This window comes from Pseudoalteromonas sp. NZS71_1 (genome assembly GCF_015864305.1).
Lineage (GTDB): Bacteria > Pseudomonadota > Gammaproteobacteria > Enterobacterales > Alteromonadaceae > Pseudoalteromonas > Pseudoalteromonas arctica.
The window spans coordinates 442,871-463,073 of the sequence record NZ_JADYXM010000001.1 but is presented as its reverse complement, the minus strand read 5'-3'; the positions used below and the strand labels follow the sequence as shown (position 1 = coordinate 463,073).

General features: G+C 37.4%; 18 protein-coding genes. 12 read left to right on the top strand and 6 right to left on the bottom strand.

Annotation, left to right across the window (positions count from 1 at the left end):
- Positions 1 to 35: 35 nt before the first annotated feature.
- Positions 36 to 1,502 (top strand): methyl-accepting chemotaxis protein, encoded by a 1,467-nt coding sequence (locus I6F43_RS01960; RefSeq protein WP_197100710.1) that lies wholly within the window; start codon positions 36 to 38, stop codon positions 1,500 to 1,502.
- Complete coding sequence (locus I6F43_RS01955) at positions 1,486 to 2,010, top strand: DUF6436 domain-containing protein (RefSeq protein WP_197100707.1); 525 nt, start codon at positions 1,486 to 1,488, stop codon at positions 2,008 to 2,010. Before I6F43_RS01960 ends, I6F43_RS01955 begins: the two co-directional genes overlap by 17 nt.
- Positions 2,011 to 2,070: 60 nt before the next feature.
- Here the strand turns inward: I6F43_RS01955 and I6F43_RS01950 are convergent, their stop codons facing one another.
- Entirely contained in the window at positions 2,071 to 2,628 is a 558-nt protein-coding gene (locus I6F43_RS01950; protein WP_101164254.1) for a TMEM165/GDT1 family protein, read from the bottom strand.
- Between the two features lie 518 nt (positions 2,629 to 3,146).
- Between I6F43_RS01950 and I6F43_RS01945 the strand changes: the two genes are divergently transcribed.
- From I6F43_RS01945 to I6F43_RS01930, 4 genes are all read left to right on the top strand, one after another.
- Positions 3,147 to 3,524: a hypothetical protein gene (locus I6F43_RS01945; protein ID WP_197100705.1), complete on the top strand. Its 378-nt coding sequence runs from the start codon at positions 3,147 to 3,149 to the stop codon at positions 3,522 to 3,524.
- A gap of 59 nt (positions 3,525 to 3,583) precedes the next feature.
- Positions 3,584 to 3,964, top strand: a complete 381-nt coding sequence (locus I6F43_RS01940) for a VOC family protein (RefSeq protein ID WP_024600562.1) — start codon at positions 3,584 to 3,586, stop codon at positions 3,962 to 3,964.
- Positions 3,965 to 4,122: 158 nt separating this feature from the next.
- Entirely contained in the window at positions 4,123 to 5,484 is a 1,362-nt protein-coding gene (locus I6F43_RS01935; RefSeq protein ID WP_197100703.1) for a S41 family peptidase, read from the top strand.
- 367 nt (positions 5,485 to 5,851) lie between these two features.
- Positions 5,852 to 6,046, top strand: coding sequence for a (2Fe-2S)-binding protein (locus I6F43_RS01930; RefSeq protein ID WP_002960627.1), 195 nt, complete (start codon positions 5,852 to 5,854; stop codon positions 6,044 to 6,046).
- 65 nt (positions 6,047 to 6,111) lie between these two features.
- Here I6F43_RS01930 and bfr (I6F43_RS01925) read toward each other — a convergent pair whose 3' ends face one another.
- The 5 genes from bfr (I6F43_RS01925) to I6F43_RS01905 form a co-directional block, all read right to left on the bottom strand.
- Positions 6,112 to 6,576 carry a bacterioferritin gene (bfr, locus tag I6F43_RS01925; RefSeq protein WP_024593101.1) on the bottom strand — a complete coding sequence of 155 codons (465 nt, stop codon included), beginning with the start codon at positions 6,574 to 6,576 and terminating at the stop codon, positions 6,112 to 6,114.
- Positions 6,577 to 6,588: 12 nt separating this feature from the next.
- Positions 6,589 to 7,059, bottom strand: a complete 471-nt coding sequence (gene bfr, locus I6F43_RS01920; RefSeq protein ID WP_002958985.1) for a bacterioferritin — start codon at positions 7,057 to 7,059, stop codon at positions 6,589 to 6,591.
- Positions 7,060 to 7,316: 257 nt separating this feature from the next.
- Positions 7,317 to 9,452, bottom strand: coding sequence for a TonB-dependent receptor (locus I6F43_RS01915; protein ID WP_197100701.1), 2,136 nt, complete (start codon positions 9,450 to 9,452; stop codon positions 7,317 to 7,319).
- A gap of 73 nt (positions 9,453 to 9,525) precedes the next feature.
- Positions 9,526 to 10,596, bottom strand: coding sequence for a PepSY-associated TM helix domain-containing protein (locus I6F43_RS01910; protein ID WP_197100700.1), 1,071 nt, complete (start codon positions 10,594 to 10,596; stop codon positions 9,526 to 9,528).
- A 57-nt stretch (positions 10,597 to 10,653) separates the two neighbouring features.
- The gene (locus I6F43_RS01905; RefSeq protein WP_197100699.1) at positions 10,654 to 11,529 is read right to left on the bottom strand and encodes a cation diffusion facilitator family transporter; all 876 of its coding nucleotides are present in this window, start codon (positions 11,527 to 11,529) and stop codon (positions 10,654 to 10,656) included.
- A 257-nt stretch (positions 11,530 to 11,786) separates the two neighbouring features.
- On the opposite strand from I6F43_RS01905, the gene I6F43_RS01900 reads away from it, so the two are divergent.
- The 6 genes from I6F43_RS01900 (at position 11,787) to I6F43_RS01875 (ending at position 20,156) form a co-directional block, all read left to right on the top strand.
- The gene (locus I6F43_RS01900) at positions 11,787 to 16,550 is read left to right on the top strand and encodes a PAS domain-containing protein (RefSeq protein WP_197100698.1); all 4,764 of its coding nucleotides are present in this window, start codon (positions 11,787 to 11,789) and stop codon (positions 16,548 to 16,550) included.
- 12 nt (positions 16,551 to 16,562) lie between these two features.
- On the top strand, positions 16,563 to 17,045 hold the full coding sequence (locus I6F43_RS01895) for a GNAT family N-acetyltransferase (protein ID WP_197100693.1): 483 nt from the start codon (positions 16,563 to 16,565) through the stop codon (positions 17,043 to 17,045).
- Positions 17,046 to 17,124: 79 nt separating this feature from the next.
- The gene (locus I6F43_RS01890) at positions 17,125 to 17,631 is read left to right on the top strand and encodes a hypothetical protein (protein ID WP_165735885.1); all 507 of its coding nucleotides are present in this window, start codon (positions 17,125 to 17,127) and stop codon (positions 17,629 to 17,631) included.
- Positions 17,632 to 17,647: 16 nt separating this feature from the next.
- The gene (locus I6F43_RS01885) at positions 17,648 to 18,259 is read left to right on the top strand and encodes a superoxide dismutase (RefSeq protein WP_197100691.1); all 612 of its coding nucleotides are present in this window, start codon (positions 17,648 to 17,650) and stop codon (positions 18,257 to 18,259) included.
- Between the two features lie 74 nt (positions 18,260 to 18,333).
- Positions 18,334 to 19,686 (top strand): DNA-3-methyladenine glycosylase 2 family protein, encoded by a 1,353-nt coding sequence (locus I6F43_RS01880; RefSeq protein ID WP_197100689.1) that lies wholly within the window; start codon positions 18,334 to 18,336, stop codon positions 19,684 to 19,686.
- Complete coding sequence (locus I6F43_RS01875) at positions 19,686 to 20,156, top strand: methylated-DNA--[protein]-cysteine S-methyltransferase (protein WP_197100687.1); 471 nt, start codon at positions 19,686 to 19,688, stop codon at positions 20,154 to 20,156. The genes I6F43_RS01880 and I6F43_RS01875 overlap by 1 nt, the downstream gene beginning before the upstream one ends.
- The last annotated feature ends 47 nt before the right edge of the window (positions 20,157 to 20,203 follow it).

Here is a 20,203-nt window from a genome sequence, read left to right as displayed (position 1 = left end):
AAAAAAACAATGCAAACAACAATTTTAAGGTTCTTATGTCTAGTATTGGCCGGTTATTTACAATTATTTTTAGTCTTTTGTTTGTCGAATCTATCGCTATTGGCTTGTATTTCGACACATTAGCGCAGGCCTTTATGATAGGTTTGCCATTGTGTTTATTACCTATATGGCTTTTAAACACACAAGGGGACAGTCCTGTTACCCCGCATGTGGTAGCTGCCGCCATAATGATGTTTTCTTTTTTGCACATTCAACAAACTTTTGGGTTGATTGAAGTCCATTTTGAAATATTTATTTTAATGCCCATGTTAATTGTTTTTGTACAGTGGCGAGTGTTTATTACTACAATTGTATTTGTAGCTGTTCATCATTTATCTTTTTATTATTTACAAACTCAAAATACAGGGTTTTACGTATTTGACCCTGATAGGCTTGCTTTTACTACGGTGCTTATTCATGCTGGATACGCAATAGTTGAGGTGCTAGTTGCAGGCTACATCGCTATAACGTTGCAACGCGAACGTCGTGCGGGTTTATCTTTAAGTTATGCGACAGAGCAAATAATGAAAGACCCCGAAAACATTAAACTCTCTCTACGCGCTGATGACACTAAAAGTGAGGCTGTAGCAGGGTTTAACACGTTACTAGATTACTTATCTGATGTTATTAAACAGGTACAAACTCAATCAGAATCACTGCAAAAAAACTCACAAGAGCTTATTCATGTTCATGATCAGTTGGCGGGTGGCGCAGTACAGCGTACACAACAAACTGATGATATTGCTAATTCTGGCGCTCAAGTTGCTAATGGTTTTAAACTTGTAGAAGAAGAAAGTGAGGTGCTTAAGCGTCAAGTAGACCATATTACACAAGCTGCGAGCGATGCATTAAAAGAAGTACTTCAAACAGATGCTAAGAGTAGAGAGCTGTTAACACTACTTAACCATACCGAAGAAAAAATAAACCACTTAGTGGCAGCGGGCGATGTTATTTCAGGTCTTCTTAATGAGATATCAGGTATTGCCGAGCAAACTAACTTACTTGCTTTAAATGCTGCTATTGAAGCTGCCCGTGCAGGCGAGCATGGTCGAGGTTTTGCTGTTGTTGCTGATGAGGTGAGATCTTTGGCTAATCATAGCAAAGCAACAACAGATAAAATTAGTTTAACATTAAAAGATCTCGTTAATAATAGTAAAACGTCAACACAATCAATGAGTCAGTGTGTGAATTTTGTAGTCGATTTAACAAGTATTAGTGCTGCAATGAAAGAGAATATTTCAGCAATGAGCGAGCAAATAGCCGCAGTATCTTCAAGCTCTGATTCAGTTGCACAAGTTGTAGCTGAGCAGGCAGGTAATACTGAATTAATAGCAAGCAGTACTGATACTATGCGACAAAATCAGTACCAAGATACGCAAATAGTGCAGCAGTTAACCGCTAAGGTGCAGTTAATAGACGTAAGTATTGATTTGTTAGAGCAAAGTATTGCCAAGTTTAAATAAATCTAACTCTTTTGTATTTTCGCTTATAGCTACATGGCTTATTTGTGTTGTTGCAGGGTTAGTTTATTTTCAATTAGAGCAGCTTAAACCGTTTGATAGCTCAAAAATTTTATTGCAAAAACATTGGTTTAGTAATTTTAAAAAGCAATTAGATTGGGTTGATACCGGTGAGCCGTCTTTAGTGCTTATAACAGAAAAAAAATGCGGGTGTACTATACAAGCTAAGCCGCATATTTCATCGTTAACCTCTTTTGCTGCCAATAAAGCTATGAAGGTTGTACAAGTTGAATTAACACCAAAGCTTAAACACGTTATTCCGGCAACGCCTGCCGCCGTTATTATTAATAAAAACGGTGAGTTTGTTTATGCTGGGCCGCTCTCTGAAGGATTAGCTTGTGCCCAAGGAAGTGGTTTTGTTGAAACTGCGGTCACTAATTTAGCTGCTGGTTTTAACTCAAATCTCTTAATTACACAAACCAAGGGATGTTACTGTGTAAATAATGCATAAATAACGTATCGATAAACTAAAGCTCGCACTTATATCAACAGTTGCGAGCTTTAATATTGATTAAATTGTAACTAAGCCATAAATACCTAATGACACAAACACAAAAGCAGCAATAGCACGTACGGTGTTTAGCGATATTCTTTTTAGTAATGCATTACCAGCGTATATAACAGGCACGTTAGCAATTAGCATACCTAACGTGGTTCCTACCGTTACCCAAAACACAGACTGATATTGTGCGCCTAACAACACCGTCGCTATTTGTGTTTTATCACCAATTTCTGCAATAAAAAATAATACAAAAGCGACCAAAAAAGCCCCGTAGCTATCGTATTTACTACTTACAGCTTCGTCTTTGTCTGGAACTAATAGCCAAAGGCCAACAACAATAAAGCTGATGTTTACAAGCCAAGGTAAATATTCAGAAGAAAAACTATTACTTAACCACTGCCCAAACCATGCTGATAAACCATGATTGAGTAAGGTTGCGGCTAAAATACCAAGAATAAGCGCGCCTTTATTACGAAAACGGGCAGCTAACAGGAGCGATAAAAGTTGGGTTTTATCGCCTATTTCGGCAAGTGTGACAGTGACGGTTGAGGTTAAAAAAACTTCCATTATTGATTCTTACAGGCGGGAATACTAAACCAAGGCAAACAACTATCTCCCGCCATGAGGATAGTGTCTACCTAGGTCTCGCCGATAACGCTTGCTACAACATTACAAACTTACCATGCACTTGAGGTGCAATTATGTTGATAAGTTTACTCATTACTGAGCGGGCTACTCCCCTAAGAGGCGGGCATTATTCCACAAAAATTTTGTGCGGTAAATATTAAGAATCATACATAGTTAATTTATTCGGGAGTAATAACGTTAGCTTTTGGCAATTAGTTGATAGTCAGGAAAGTGCGATAAGCGGTCGGTCAGGGTTAATTATTATTAGCTAATAGATACTATGAGGAAACTTTTCCCTTTTACATAGTGAAATAAACTTCAACAATCATAATGTTTATAGCTGGCAATAGATTACACTATTTGCTATTAATATAAGTTCATTAAATAAGGATGTTTTCGCGCTAAAATATGGGAAGTGTACTCTGATAAAGTTGTTATATCTCAAAAGGAGTTGAGTCATGCGGATTTATTGTTTAGCTCTATATTTCTTCTGTTCGGCTGTGTTTGCCACTAGCTGCTATATTACCGAAGAGCAGCGCACTGAAAATAGCATCAAATATCAGGATCAAGTCGAAATCGAGATAACACTTTCAGATTCAGATTACTCAGTGATGATATCAATTCCTTCTCAAATAGGTGAACTCCCATTTCAAGGAGTCTTCCTTGTTACTGATAGCCTAGAGGACCCAACATTTTTCACTCAGCTTCAACCTTTCGAAGAAAATGTAGCCTGGTACACAATAAATACTGGTTTAATTCGCCGTCACTTTATCGTGGCTAGCTTCGGTGAGTGTAGTATGGATGTCTTCAGGGAAGTTTTATACCATGAAATATAACAAAACCACTCAATGCTCTCGCTTCACTCGCTAGGACGCTAGGTATACAAGGAGGTCCTGTGAATTTAAATCAAGTTACGTTACCCGTAAATAACATGGATAAAGCTACAGAGTTTTATCGTGCTCTAGGTTTTACTCAAATAGTTGATACACCTCATTATGCACGTTTTGAATGTCCTGAAGGAAATTCAACTTTTTCATTATCTTTAGAAAGCTCTGACTTTAAGAGTTGTACTGTTATCTATTTCGAACACGAAGAGTTAGATAGTTGGGTTGCTCAATTAAAGTCTAAAGGTCTTAATTTCGATCAAGAGCCAACGGATCAAAGTTATTTGTGGCGAGAAGCTGTTTTATATGATCCGTCTGGTAATAAAATTAAACTTTATTGGGCAGGTGAAAACCGCCTTAATCCACCTTGGCGTGTCGAAATGCGCACCTAACAACACGTCCAGAGGTGGACGACCAGTAAAATTTAGCTATTAATTGCGAACTTTAAAAATGGTGAGCCTTACTTATTTTAGCCAACAGCAATTTGCCGCTTAAGACAGCGTTCTGCGCTTAGTCTAGTTCGGTTGTGATTCACTATTAGGAGTAAACTTTGAATAAAGGGATTTTGTTATTTTTACTCACCGTACTTTGTACCATTAATTCTGCGAACTCCGCAGAGACAACTTGGAAAACCCAAGGTTATGGTTACGTTTTTCATACTGTGGACAATAAAACAACAGCCTTTGATTTAACAACTAAGCATTGTTTGGAAAACCACTTTATCACCGATGAGTTTGAACAAATCTCGTTCATTGAAGAAACACAAAAAGTGAATAAATATACTCGCTTACTTAACTTTGGTGGTTTGTTTCCGTTAAAGCTAACGAAATTAGATAGTTTACCCGCTCAATGTCAATCCGAAAAAATTGTTAGTATTAAAGACAAAAACTATGAATTTAATGCCAGTATTGTTCTTGACGTTCTAATGAATAATTTTGAAGAGCACTATGCATTTTCAAAAGATAAAGATATTAATTGGGTTGAGCAGAGAAAACTTTGGCAAAAAAGAATAACCTCAAAAACTACGCAAGATGAGCTATTTAGTATCATTGATGACTTTCTTAAAGAATTACGCGACGGTCATGCCATATTACTCAATCAAGAACTTGATAGGCTTTCACATTACTCACCAAGAAAGTGGTCATTTTGGGGTGAATTAAAAGCGCACTCAGTAAATTACCCTGAATACTCAACTTACTGGGAATTACATACCGCATTAATGGAAAAGTCTCAGGGAAACATTAAGAATTACATTGATAAAAACTATTCCACTCTTCAATATCACGATAATTTTACCTTAGCAAAAACGCCTCAAAATATTGCCTATTTAAAAATAAGTAACTTTGATGATTTCTCAAATAATGACGTAAAAGCAACAAAAGAGGTTATGGATATATTTACGCCTATCATCAAACAAAGCAATGGTTTAATTATTGACTTACGTTTTAGTATGGGTGGAAGTGACTTAGTGGCATTTTCTATTTTATCTTACTTAATAGATTCAGAATTAGCCTTGGGGGGTAAACAGTTTAAAACATCGACAGGTTACAGTGAACTTCAAAAAATTGTTGTCGCTCCATCAAAAATTAATAATTACACAGGAAGCATTGTTGTTCTAACTAGTCAAAAAACACCTAGTGCGGCTGAAGTATTTCTTTTAGGTTTACAAGCAAGGGGCAATGTTACTTTTATTGGTGAAAGAAGCTACGGAGCTTTTAGCGATACGTTAACAAAAGCTTTGCCTAATGGTTGGGGGATCACATTATCAAATGAAAGGTATCTCAATTCTCATGGGGAAAATTATGAAAACATTGGATTGCCTGTAGATCATGAATTTGTATTTCTTAATGTGAACAATATTGAAAGCGGAAAAGATGTGCAGCTTAATGAGGCAATTAAAGCTTTTAGATAGGTGCTTTCAGCGTATAACGAGGCGTCACTAATGTCCGCTGTTGGCACAAACCGGAAATCCCCCCCATAAATTCCGCATTTACACATTAAGGTTTTTAAAACCTTAATGTAATGAATTTTCAACCATTCAAATATTTACCTAAACCTATTCTTACTTAGATTTAAGGTGGGCTTTAATTAACAAAGCTCGATTTATGTACTATACTTTATTTCAATTTAGGCTTTTTCAGCGGCTGAAAAATCTCGATTTAAGTGGCGATGGCCAAAAAAAAGCCAAATAATACACATTTTTTCAAATAACAATTGATAACCATTTTCGTTTAGATTAGTATGCACCTACTAAATGAAATTGAGAGTGGTTTGTATTCATGTATATTTGTCTATGTCACGGTGTGACTGATAAAAAAATTGAGCAAACAATTGACGATGGTGCAACAACCATGCGTGAATTAACTAAAGAGCTTAAAGTAGGCAGCCAATGCGGTAAGTGTTGTGGTTGTACTAAAAAGATCCTTAATCGCAGACTTATTCAGATTGCAGATGTGACGGATCAAGTTGCTTAATTACATATAAAATTTAGATATAAAAAAAGCAGCTTTTTAGCTGCTTTTTTTATGCTTGTTACTATTTACAGTTGAGACTGCAAGTAGTTTTTAATGCCCGTATTTTTAATAAGTAATTGTTGGGTTTCTAACCAATCAATTTGCTCTTCTTGCTCATTTAAAATGTGGTCAAGGGCTTCACGGGTAATATAATCTTTTTTGCTTTCAGCCAGTTTAACTGCGCTTTGTAACTCACCAATAGTATCAAGTTCAAAACTCATGTTAGCTGCAATCATTTCTTCGCTGTTTTCACCAATACGCAGTCGGCCTAGGTCTTGAAGATTAGGTAAACCTTCTAAAAACAAAATACGTTCGATTAAACGATCGGCGTTTTTCATCTTTTGAATAGATACTTTGTAATCTGCTTTGTCTAGTTGAGTGAAGCCAAAATCTTTAAACATACGTGCATGTAAAAAGTATTGGTTAATACCAACAAGCTCATTAGCGAGTACTTTATTAAGCGCTGCAATAACGTCTTTATCGCCTTTCATAATATGCTCCTACTAAGCCATTTGTGCTTGATGATAATTTTCAGAACCAATCTTATCAATTAAGCCAAGTTGTTGCTCTAACCAGTAAACATGGTCTTCTTCGGTATCAAATAACAGTTTTTCTAAAATGCTACGAGACTGATAATCTTGTTGTTCTTCACATATTGCGATGACGTCTTTAACACACGCAACTACTTCAAGTTCTAGTGTTAAATCGTTTTGCATCATGCTTTTTACGTCGTTACCGATAAGTAAATCACGGCGTTTAGTCATATTTGGTACACCTTCTAAAAACAAGATGCGCTTAATAAGCCAGTCTGCGTGATCTTTTTCTTCTTCCATTTCGTGGTTAAGGCGCTCGTATAGTTTGTTTAAACCCCAGTCGTCATACATGCGCGAGTGTATAAAATACTGGTCGATTGCTGCTAATTCGTTAGCTAACAATGTATTAAACGCATCGATTACTTTTTGATTACCTTTCATGATAAATCGCCTTAACTATTTCAATTGTATGCAGTGTAGTATAAACAGCCTATATTGCAAGTTTTCTCTATAAAAATCATTGCGTTACTATTGGTTTTGATTCTTATTTAAGTTTGCGTTACTGCTTGGTTTATGGACAGTTTTTTATTTGCATTAGCATCTAATAGACGCCCTAAATAAAAATTGAGACGTTTATTTATGTGGGATTTGTTGAGCATATAGGCATGCAGGGCATGCCTATAACGTGCGCTTATTTGTTAAAATTGATATTTAGCACCCAGCGTTGCGGTTGTGCCTAATCCTTTAATGTTATATCCACCGTAGGTGTAAGCCTGTGCGCGGGCAGGGTAGTAATCACTATTGAAAAGGTTTTCTATTCCAAAATAGCCACTCCACTTGGCGTTAACATTGTATTGGCCACTTAAGTTGAATGTGTTGTAGCTACTAACAGGGCCCTGATCGCCAGAGTATTGGCCCTGTGCATTTTTATCAAAGCGCTTTCTGTCGCCTACATATAAAAAGCTCATTGCAAGCGATAGCTCGTCATTTGTTTGCCACGTTACATTCGCTGTTGCTTTAGGTGGGCTAATTTGGCTTGCGCCTAGATAGTCATCAGCTTCGGTGTTTTTACCTTCTACGTAACTATATGTGGCGCTTAACTTAAGGTCTTGGGTAATAGTGTAATTAACTAACCCTTCGTAACCCCATATTTCTTGTGGTGCACGCACAGGTTCGTAAACACCCGTTACTTCATTATACTCATTACTAGTACCAAGCTCTGAGGTACTTCTGTAAAGTGCAAATTCAAAACGTACGTTTTCAAACTGTGAGGTAAAACCAACTTCGTAATTGTCGATTATTGAGGCTTGTGTTTGAATAAGTGCAATGTCGTCAACGGTTGCAGCGCGAAGTAAGCGACCAATATCAGAAATATCAGAGCCCTGTGAGTAACTAAAGAACGGGCTAAAGGCATCTGTTAAGTTATATTTAATACCGGCGTTATAAGTTGTTGCATCGTAATTAATGGTGTCGCCACGCACATTTAATGGTACTGAACATTGCGATGCGGTTTTGCAAAGTTTTAGCGTTTGGTAGTCACTTACGCTCAAATCAATGCTTTCGTTTCTTACACCCGCTTTTACAATAATGTCGTCGTTTATTACCCATTTTGTTTGTAAAAAGCCTGCCACACTTTCCATGTCCATTTCTGGCACCCACACTCGGCCATCTACTAAAGGTTGCGATGTTTTATCGTTTAAGGCATCAATACCGTAGATTAGGGTGGCTGTTACGTTTTCAAAATCAAACTGACTATTAAATGTAGCTCTGGCACCTTGTTTGTCTGATTTAATAACCGATTGACCACCGCTATAACCTTCATCAAGATTGGCTAAAGCGGTTGAGAAAAAGAATACGTTTTCTATATTTTGTTTATACAGATCGAGGGTCATTTGTGTGTTTTCAAACAACGCGTAATCAACATATTTTAGGGTTATATTTTCGTTGCCTTCTGGGCCTTGCGGCTTACCTTGTTTTTGAAGCTCTAAAGGGACGTGTATAGCGTATGTTTTTTCCCCTATATTGCCATCGCCAGTAACATCGCCTAAATCAGTTTTTTGCTGTGAGCTGTAAAAGTTATAGCTAAACTGCAGTTGCTTTTCGTCGTCAAAATCATAAGTTAGTTTGGTAAAATAGTTTTGAGTTTCAGAGTCTGATAAACCATATTGCAAGCCTAAAATATCGCCCTCTGCATCGCGTTGTACGCCGTTTTCTTCATAGCTTGCCGTTAACAGGTAGCTTAGTTTGTCGAGCTTTCCGTTTACTGCGGCCGCTATTCTACCGCCGCCACTTTCTGCTAATTTAACAGCGCTAAAGCGGCTTGAAATACTTATTTCGCCTTCCGGTTTTCCATCACTACGCGCTTGTTTTGTTATGTAGTTAATAATGCCACCTGAGGCACCATTACCATAAATAGACGTTGCCCCTTTTATGACTTCAATGCGTGCTATGGCACTTGCATCAAGCGTTTTTACGCCTAAAGAGCCATTACGAAGAGGGGTTGATTGCGGTACGCCATCAATCATTATTAATGGCGCACGGCCGCGTAGTGTTTGTCCTGAATTACTTGAACTGCCAGTATCTGGGGCAAGGCCAGGAACCATTTGCGCGAGTAAACTTCCCAGTTCTGAGCTTACTTTTAAATGCTGTTGTATTTGTTGCTGATTAATAACGGTAATCGAGGCAGGTACTTCGTCAATGCTTTCTGATATGCGGCTGCCAGATACAATGACATGCTCTAACTGATCAGAAGTGTATTCATTTTTATTATTTTCATTTGCTAACGTGTTAGTACTTATTGCAATAGCAATAAGGCAAAGCGAAGTTTTTAACATGGGAGGGTCTTAGTTGATAATAAGTTGCGTAATGGTAATTATTATCAACTAGTGACGCAAGTGTTAATGAGATTTATTTCCATTTATGGCGTTTTAACCAAAAATACACACCGCTTACAATAAAAAATGCGAGTGAAAGGGCTATTAATAACCATAAAAACTGCACAATAGGACCTGCAAAATCACCAATGTGAAACTTATACTTAAAGTTCCATGCTTGTGTTGTGAAGTTGGTTTTACTGGCGTCAAATGAGTTTAATACTTTACCAGTAAATGGGTTAATCCAAACCCAGCTGTAAGCATGGCTTTCGCCAGGGTTTTGCATTCTCAGTGCAATTGCTTCGTCATCTTTTTTAGGCAAGTAAATTCTATATGTTTTGCCATCAGGGAATACGCTCTCGGCATTTTTTATTGCTTCGTTATAATTTAAAACAGCTTGAGAAAGGGGGATTATTTTTGGCGCTTTAGGTCTTTGCTCTACTTTGTTAAACGTTACAAATTCTAATACAGATTGAGTTTGTGTTTTCCAGTTAAATGCCATGCCAGTAAAGGCAATAAGCATAAGGGGTATAAAAAAGTAAACACCAAGCACGGTATGTAATTGATACATGAGCACTCTAAATTTGGCTTTTGGTTTTATAGCTAAACGTTTAACTCTGTTTTTTGGTTTTACCCATAAGTAAAAACCAAGTAATACATTTACTAGCAGCAGCAATGCACACACGGACATCCAATTTCGAAAGGTTTTTTCACCCTTACTGTTTTCAAACAACAGCCAGCGATGTAAGCCTTGGGCAAACCCATAAATAGTATCGGTTGATTCATAGACGTTTAGTACACTCCCTGAATAGGGATTAACACTAGCGTAGTGTTTATTAGCTAACCTAAACTGCCATGCGGCGTCCGGTGCTTGCTCTGGCATAAAAAAAGTAATTTTTTGCTTAGTTTGAGTTTGTACATTTTGTATAAGCTCATCGTAATGCATAAAAGTAGCTTGTGGTGCTACTTGCCATTTTGCGGGTTCTATTAAGTGCTGAATGTCTTTTGCATAAATCATAACAGCACCGGTTAAGCTCACTATTAATAAAAATAGTCCGCTAATAAGGGCAAGGCCTAAATGAATTCTACGTAACCAAATTTTCAAAAACGGTATCTCATTATGAGTTAATAGTAATATTGTAAATGATAATACGAGCTGTTTTCAATTAAATAGTGATGTATTTGGTTGGATTTCTATTATGCAATTTTCGATATTATAATTATCGTGTAAGAATATTTTTATGGCTTGCAAATTAATCGCTTGCTGAGTGCTAATAATAAGCTCGCAGTAGCTTTCTTTATCGTCTAATTGCCAAAGCTTAATACTGGTTACCGATTCGATATTAAATTTACTACTAATAGCATCCGATATTGCGTGTGTGTCGATATTGTCAGGCGCTGCTTGCATTAAAACTTTGCAGCTTTGTTTTAAAAGTAAAATGCCATGATAAATTACATACATAGAAATAAGTACAGTGGCGATTAAATCAACAATATACCATTGATATAAAATAATTAAGGTGCCAGCAATGATTACCACAATAGATGCCATTGCATCTGATACGTTATGAATGAAGGCTGCTTTTATATTTATACTGTGATTTTCACCAGCTCGATAGGTTAAATACGCTGTTGCTAAATCAATCACTAACGCTATTGCGGCCACCCACACAACTATCCAGCCATTAATTGGTTGAGGGTTTAAATAACTCGAAATTGATTCAAAAATCAAATACACACCAATTATTATTAGTGTACTGCTATTAAAAAGACTGGCGAGTATTTCAGCGCGTTTATAGCCAAAGTGATGAGTGTCATCAGCTGGTTTATTACCGATTTTTCGTGCAATCAAGGCTATAAATATAGCGGCGGCATCACTTAAGTTATGAAGTGCATCTGCTATAAGTGACAAACTGCCCGAAAATAACCCACCAATAACTTGGGCTATGGTTAGTAATACATTAATAAAAACTGCAACGGTGAGCTGCTTATTACTTTGGTTTTCGTCTACATGACTATGTGAATGATCGTGTGCCATTGCCATAATCCCTTTAAATACATTGACTGAATATTGCTTATATCATGGGTGGTTTAAAACAGCTACAGAAGTTGTCGCGTACATGAACGTAATTTTAAGTTAATGATAAAGGCGTATTTTCTTAAATGCGTGAATTTAAGTTTGTCACGCTAAATATCGAGTTTTTAAGGAGTTTACGGCTCAAAACTTGCGTCTTTATATATTTAGTGCATTAATGTAAGTAATATTAAATGATTAAAAGCTGCTGGGTATTAAGCATGGACAAAGGTTTAAACTTTGGTGAATTAACAGGTAAAGGACAATCTGTTCGAAGTAAGTTAATTATAACCTTTATAATTATAGCTTTAGTGCCACTTTGTATACTTACGTGGTTTAGTCTTGAACACGTAAATCGCACCCTTAAACAAAATGCAGACACCGAACTTAACGAGCTTAATAATATAGGCAAGCAATTTGCTGATATTTGGTTTGCAGACCATGTTAAAGATTTATATTTGCTTAGGTCACAACTTGATATTAGCTCTGCTAAAAAACAAAAATTAATAAATCAATTTGTTGAGCAGTATGACTTCGTTAATCATGTAGAGCTTATAGATATAAACCTTGTTAACTCACGACCTTTATCACCTTTTTTTGATGTTATTAAAGAGCCGCGCTTTAATAACATACGCACAGGTATTAAAAATACAGGCAAGATTCAGTTTCAGTCAATGACTGCCTCAGGGCGCGACTATCATATTATTGGCTTGCCGGTATTAAATGATGAAAATAAGTTACAAACAATATTGATCGCAGATATAAATTTAAACGGCTTATTAAATAATTTAAGTAAAATACACGCTGCTAATAAAGACATAACATTTTATGTTATGTACAAAAATAAAATTCAAAAAAGTAATAATTCAGACGATACCCAACCACTATTTTTCTCTCAAAACGGATCACCAACACAACGTGTTTTTACTTATAGTGATAAGAATGAAGTCACTTTATATGGGTATATTAATTCATTAGAGTTTTTAAATGAATCTGGCTGGCAGCTACTCGTATCAAAACCAAAAGAAGTCGCACTACAAGGCGCCAATTATTATAAGCAGCTTGCTGTATTGACTAATACGGGGGCGTTATTGCTTATATTAACGCTGTCTTGGTGGTTTGGTCGCCGGCTTTCTCAGCCTTTAATTGACTTAGCTAAAATTGTTGAAAATATTACAAAAGGCGATTTGGTTAAAGTTCCAATAATAAACGACAGTATAGAGTTTAATCAGCTTTCATTAGGTCTTCGTAAGTTAGTGGACGTAAAAGCAGAGCAACAAAGTATATTGCAAAAACAACGTTCGGCACTTCAAATTGCATTAAAACAATTAGCTGAACAAAAAAGCGCATTAGATGAACATGCAATTGTTGCTGTAACCGATTTGCATGGCACTATCACTTTTGTAAATAAGAAATTTTGTGAGATTAGTGGTTTTGATGAGCATGAATTAATAGGCGAAAACCATCGCCTTTTAAATTCGGGAAAACACGAAAAAGAATTTTTTAAAAATATGTATAAAACGCTTAAACATGGCGACATATGGAACGGGCAAATATGTAACAAAGCTAAAAATGGTGATTTTTATTGGGTAGATACGACCATTGTGCCATTTTTAGATGAAAACGGTAAACCACAAAACTATATCGCTATTCGTACCGACATTTCAGCACTTAAATTACAAGAGTTGGAGCTTGAACAGCACAAAACACAGTTACAACTAGTGATTGACTCAACAGCCGTGGGTATTTGGGATTGGTATATCTATTCTAAAAAAGTGACATTTAATAATCGCTGGGCCGAGATTATAGGTTACAAACTCAGCGAGCTTGAACCATGCACTATAGATACTTGGTATACATTTGCTCACCCTGATGATTTAGCTATATCGGAGAGAAAACTTAAAGCGTATTTTGCCGGCGAGACTGACTATTATGTTAGCGAAGCCCGCATGAAGCATAAAAATGGAGATTGGATTTGGGTTCTCGATACTGCAAAAATAGTTGAGTGGAATACCGATGGCTCTCCAAAACGTATGATAGGTACGCATTTAGACATATCTGATCAAAAATCTACACAGCATGAATTGCAAGGAAGTCGAGATAGGTTTGCATCTTTAGTATCAAATATACCGGGCATTATTTATCGATGTAAATTTGATGACAAATTAAGCATGCTTTATATGAGCGACCAAGCGAGTGAAATAACAGGCTATTCGCCTGATGAGTTGATACATAGCGAAGCCATTAACTTTTTTGATTTAATATGCAAAGACGATTCTACAAAAATAAAAGCTGAAATATTAAGCTGTGTCGGCGCCAAGCAACCATGGTCTGTTGAGTATAGAATTACAGCCCGCGATGGTTCCTTGCATTGGGTAAACGAAAAAGGCCAAGCGATTTACGCAGATGATGGCAACATATTGTATTTAGATGGGTTTATTTTAGATATTACGGATCGTTATAACACTCAATTAGAAATAAATCGTCAGCAAAATTTACTCGAATCAATGAGTAAGCAAGGTCAGATTGGCGCATGGGAAATTGACTTAGAGGCGCATACGCTTTATTGGTCTGATGAAGTTAAAGTTATTCATGAGGTACCAGAGGGTTATGAGCCTAGCATAGATACCGCAATTGATTTTTATAAACCAGGAATACACCGAGACACTATAAGTACCTTGTTTGAATGCGCTGTGACTTTAGGTGAAAGTTGGAGTGTTGAGCTTATTATTTTAACTTATTCGGGGCAGGAGCGTTGGGTTAAATCAATGGGCCAAGCAGAGCTTAGAGATGGAAAATGCGTACGTGTTTTTGGCTCGTTTCAAAGTATTGATGCGCATAAGCGACTTGAACTCGAAAGCGAAAAAACAAACAGGTATAACAAAAATTTAGCCGCACTTACTGTTGCCCCTGAAGTACAAAACAGTAATGTAGAACAAGTTAAAAAGTTAGCAGTTAAATCTATGTGTGAAGTGCTAGATATTGCTCGCGCTTCGGTATGGATTTTTAACGATAAACGAGATGTGATGACATGTCATAGTTTATACATTAAAGGGCAAGGTTTTGTAGATACAAATGCTGTTTTAACTGCTAAAGACTACCCTGAATATTATAACGCCATTTATAAGCAAAACTTAGTAGCTATTGATGATGTTTATACGCACCCAGCAACTGCTGATTTTATAGAAGCGTATGCAAAACCACTAAATATTAAATCGATGCTTGATGCAGTGATAGCAACTGGCGATGGTAATTTAGGTATTTTGTGTGCTGAAACGGTAGGCGAGCACCACAATTGGACGCAAAGCGAAGAAACGTATCTTCGATCATTAGCTACTTTAGTGGGAAGCTCTTTAGTTTCTCAGCAGCGTAAAGTAATTAGTGAGGAGTTAAAAGTAGCGCTTGTTAAAGCTGAAGATGCAGCGCTTGCTAAGAGTCAATTCTTAGCAACTATGAGCCACGAAATAAGAACGCCAATGAATGGTGTGCTCGGTATGCTAGAGCTTGTTCAATTAGAATCATTACCTAAGCCAATAGAGACAAAAGTAGACATTGCCAAAACAAGCGCACATTCTTTATTAGCCGTGATTAACGATATTTTAGATTTTTCTAAAGCCGAGGCTGGTAAAATCGAACTTGAAGAAATTAACTTTAATGGACGAGATTTAATTGGCGAAGTTGCTGCCGCGCAAGCATTTACAGCTCAAGACAAAGGCATTGAAATAATTTTAGATTTGTTAGCCTTGGAGCCTTCGCAATTATGTGGTGACCCCGGGCGAATTCGCCAAGTGCTTACTAATTTACTGAGTAACGCCGTTAAGTTTACGGCTAAAGGCGAGGTTGTGGTAAGTGCGAAAATTAATAAAGTGGTTCAAGGTTTAGAATTTGTTGTAAGTGTAAAAGACTCAGGCATAGGAATAAGTGAAGACAAACAACAGCAATTATTTACTCCGTTTTCTCAAGTAGATGCATCAACAACGCGTGAGTACGGGGGCAGTGGCTTAGGGCTTGCCATCTGTAAACAACTTTGCGAGTTAATGGGAGGAGCTATTTCTGTCACTAGCGAAGCAGGTAAAGGAAGCACCTTTACTGCCTCTATAATGCTAACACCGGGAGATCAAAAAGAACGTTATATTCCTAATATTAATATGGAAGAATTAACTGTTTTAGTTGTTGATGATAACGAAACAAATAGAATAGTAATTTTACAGCAGCTTGAACACTGGGGCGCGAAAGTTGTTCTGGCTTGTGACGCACACCAAGCACTTGATATGTGTGCGCAGCAATATAAAAGCGAAAATTGCATGTATGATATTGCAGTGCTTGATATGCAAATGCCAGGAATGGATGGCATAGAGCTTTGTAAAGCATTAAAAGCACATGAACATTATAAATCAATGCCACTTGTAATGATGACTAGTATTGCTGGTATGGAAGGCGCTCAGCGCTATTCGGATGCTGGTTTTCAGGCATATTTCCCTAAACCAGTAACCACCGCCGATTTAATTTCTGCACTGTCTGTTATTACGAGTAATGGAGCAGGAGAAGTGCTTCCACTCGTTACGTCAGGTTATATTTCGTCACTCAAAAAAGAAAAGGTACAGGAGTCTTCCCAAATATTATTGGTAGAAGATAATCCCATTAACCAACAGGTGGCTAAATTAATGCTCAAAAAGCTTAATTGTGATGTTACGATTGCCGGGAATGGTCAACTGGCAATTGATATATTAAAAGCTCACGATTCAGGGTTCTTTGAGCTAGTACTTATGGATTGCCAAATGCCTGTTATGGATGGTTTTGCTTCAACCGCGGCTATTCGCAAAGGATTAGCGGGTGAACAACACAAAAATATTAGAATTATTGCTATCACCGCCAATGCAATGGACTCCGATAAAGAGCGTTGTATTACAGCTGGAATGGATGATTACTTGAGTAAACCTATTCAATTAGATATTTTAAAAGATAAATTAGAGCAGTATATTTAAGGTAAAAATACAATGAGCCAACCCGTTATAATACGTGATGCAAAACCAAGTGACGCAAAAACAATTTTGCACTTTATTACCGAACTTGCCATATATGAAAAAGAACCTGATGCAGTAAAAACAGACGAGCAGGCAATATTAGATACTCTGTTTAGTGAAGGTACAACTGCGCACAGCATAATTTGTTTAGAAGGTGATGAGCCAATTGGTTTTGCGGTATATTTTTATAATTACTCTACCTGGTTAGGTAAAAATGGCCTATACCTTGAAGATTTATACGTAAGCCCAGATAGCCGTGGCAATGGCGCAGGTAAAGCCATTATGAAACACTTAGCTAATAAGGCCATTAGTAATGACTGTGGTCGTTTTGAATGGGTAGTGCTTGATTGGAATAAACCCGCTATCGATTTTTACAATAGCATTGGTGCAAAGCCACAAAACGAATGGATTATATATCGCTTAACAGGGCAGGAATTATTAGACTTCGCTAAATAGTTAATGAAAATCATTTGCATTTAGTTTTGTGGGTGTGTAAGTTAAATACACACTCATAAATAAACGTGCAGATGATTATATGATCTCAAGTCAGAAACAACCCCACTCAGATTTACTTTATCTTGATCAAGCATTAAGCCCTTGGCAGTCGAATATAATGCAAGGTAATTATGCATTTGAACAAGGTGCACTTCTCGAAGCCCGCGATAAATACTTATTAGCTAAAACACTTGCAGATCATCTTCTTCAGCAATTTTTATATGCTCAGATTAATAACACTGTCATTCATGCTATTGAGCACTGTATACCCGCACTTGTTGTTGCGTCACATAATTTAGCTGATACCTATATAGCTATGCAACAGCCTGAAAATGCATGCAAATGGCTATGCGAAGTACATTTAACACTCTCTTCATTAATTAAGCATACTCATTACGATATACAAAAAGTGAGTAAGCACCATTACATTAAAACTTCCTCTGAACTTGTATCATTTGCAAGACGCTATCATTTTTTACCTGAGCTAATAGAGCAAGTGAATTTTTACTTATGCTCTAAAGACTCAACAAACAGCCTGCTACATTAAAATAAAGGAGTAATTTATGGCGTTTACATTGCCAGCACTTGATTATGAATATGATGCGCTTGAGCCTCATTTAGACAGCAAAACGATGCATATTCACCACACATTGCATCATCCAACGTATATCAATAAAGCCAATGCTGCTTTAGCAGATACCGTATATGAAAACGTAAATGCTGAAAAATTACTTAAGGGAATAAACAGCCTGCCTAGTAATTTGCAAAAAGCAGTACAAGAGCATGTAGGAGGGCATTTTAATCACAGCTTATTTTGGCAAGTAATGAGTCCACAAGGAGGAGGTGAACCTGAAGGTATTGTGGCTCAGGTTATTAATGAGCAACTAGGCAGTTTTGATAAATTTAAAGACCAATTTACAGCCGCAGCAATTAGCCAATTTGGTAGTGGTTGGGCGTGGTTATGTGTAACGCCGGATGAAAAGTTGATTGTAGAAAATAGCGCTAATCAAGATAGTCCTTTAATGCAGGGAAATATCCCTATTTTGGGACTTGATGTATGGGAACATGCTTATTACTTGAAGTATCAAAACAAACGCCCTGAATATATTGCTGCATTTTATAATGTAATTAATTGGCAAGAAGTACAAAGGCGTTATTTATTGGCTATTGGTTGAGTGCCGAATATGGCTAGTAATGTGAGTTTTTTTGTATAAGCTAGGCTCTATAAGGTTATTTTACAGAGTCGCTTATGGACATTTTACATTGGCAAAAAGCACGTCAGAGCCGCGATCCTCGTTTTGACGGGCTTTTTTACGTAGCGGTAAAAAGTACCGGTATTTATTGCAGACCTATTTGCCCTGCGCCAACGGCTCACGAAAAAAACGTTGCTTATTATCAGTTTGCCCATAATGCGGCGCAAGATGGTTTTAGACCCTGTATTCGTTGCAGGCCCGATAGTGCCCCTGGCAGCGCAGCATGGCAGGGTACAAAAACGACTGCACTTAGAGCAAAACAGTTAATAGATCAAAATGACGAGCACGACTGCGAAAAATTAGCAGCTCGTTTAGGTGTAAGTAGTCGTTATTTAAGACAGTTGTTTAAGCAGTATTTTGGCGTGTCGATTACGCAATATCGATTATTTAACCAATGTCACTTTGCTAAAAAGCTGATTCAAGAAACACATTTACCCCTTACCGAAATAGCGTTTTCCGCAGGTTTTAAAAGCATTAGGCGCTTTAATGATGCATTTTTACAGCAGTTAAATATAGCTCCCTCGAAGCTGCGCAGTGGCGATAAAAAACCAACGTCAACACTCACTTTAACCCTGCCATTTAGGCCGCCTTATAATTGGCCTGCTTTGCAGGGCTTTTTACAAAGGCGCTTGATAAAACCAATGGAGTGGATAACACAAACGAGCTACGGACGTACTTTTGCAAGTGAGGAATACAAAGGAAGCTTTACCGCTGAATTTATAGCGAGTAAAAACCACTTTAGTGTATCTATCAATATAGACAATACGGTGTACTTACAACCTGTTATAAATAATATACGCCGTGTGCTTGATTTAGATGCCGATATTAATTTAATTCAAACGCATTTAAGCGCCAATATAAACAATGCGTTTACAGTGTGTGAAGGGCTCAGGCTTCCAGGGATTTGGTCAAGTTTTGAAGCCGGTATAAGGGCGGTACTCGGACAACAAGTGAGTGTTACTGCGGCGCATAATTTAGTAACAAAGTTAGTTGACGAATTAGGCGAAAAAGAGGGCGATCCCGTTTATTTTCCTACAGCTAAAATTGTTGCTAATAGTGATTTTGCATTTTATAAAATGCCACAAGCACGCAAAAATGCGCTACACAACTTAGCCCAGTTTTGTGCACTAAATCCTGAAAATGACGATTTAGACGAATGGCTTAATTTAAAGGGAATTGGTCCTTGGACGGTAAATTATGCAAAGTTGCGAGGGCAAAGCCAGCCCGATATATTACTTGATGGCGACTTAGGTGTTAAAAAAGCTCAAGCGGCGGCAAACCCTTTCGTACCTGCTAACAGCGCTCCTTTTCGCTCTTACTTAACTTTTCAACTTTGGCAGCAATTATAATGATCATTCAAACATCAATTTCGAGCCCTATAGACGACATAATTATTCAAGCGACCGAGAAAGGCGTGAGTTACGTTGGGTTTTATCCACCAGTTGAACACCCTCATACGCCATTTGAGCAAGTTACTAACAAGGCGGTGCTTATTTGCGCTGCGCAGTTAAACGAGTACTTTGCAAAGAGTCGTACTACTTTTGATGTACCACTTGATACAAACGGTACAGCATTTCAACAAAGCGTATGGCAAGCACTATTAACGGTACCTTTTGGACAGTCGCAAACATACGGCTATATTGCAAACCAACTCAATAACCCAAAAGCAGTGAGGGCAGTAGGCGCTGCGAATGGTAAAAATCCGATTAGTATTATAGTGCCTTGCCACCGAATTATTGGCGCAAATGCAAAGTTAACGGGCTATGCTGGTGGGCTTGATAGGAAACTTTGGTTGCTGAAACACGAAGGATTAATGTAAATTAATTTAACGAATATTTTGTATGTTTAGTTCTACATACTACACTG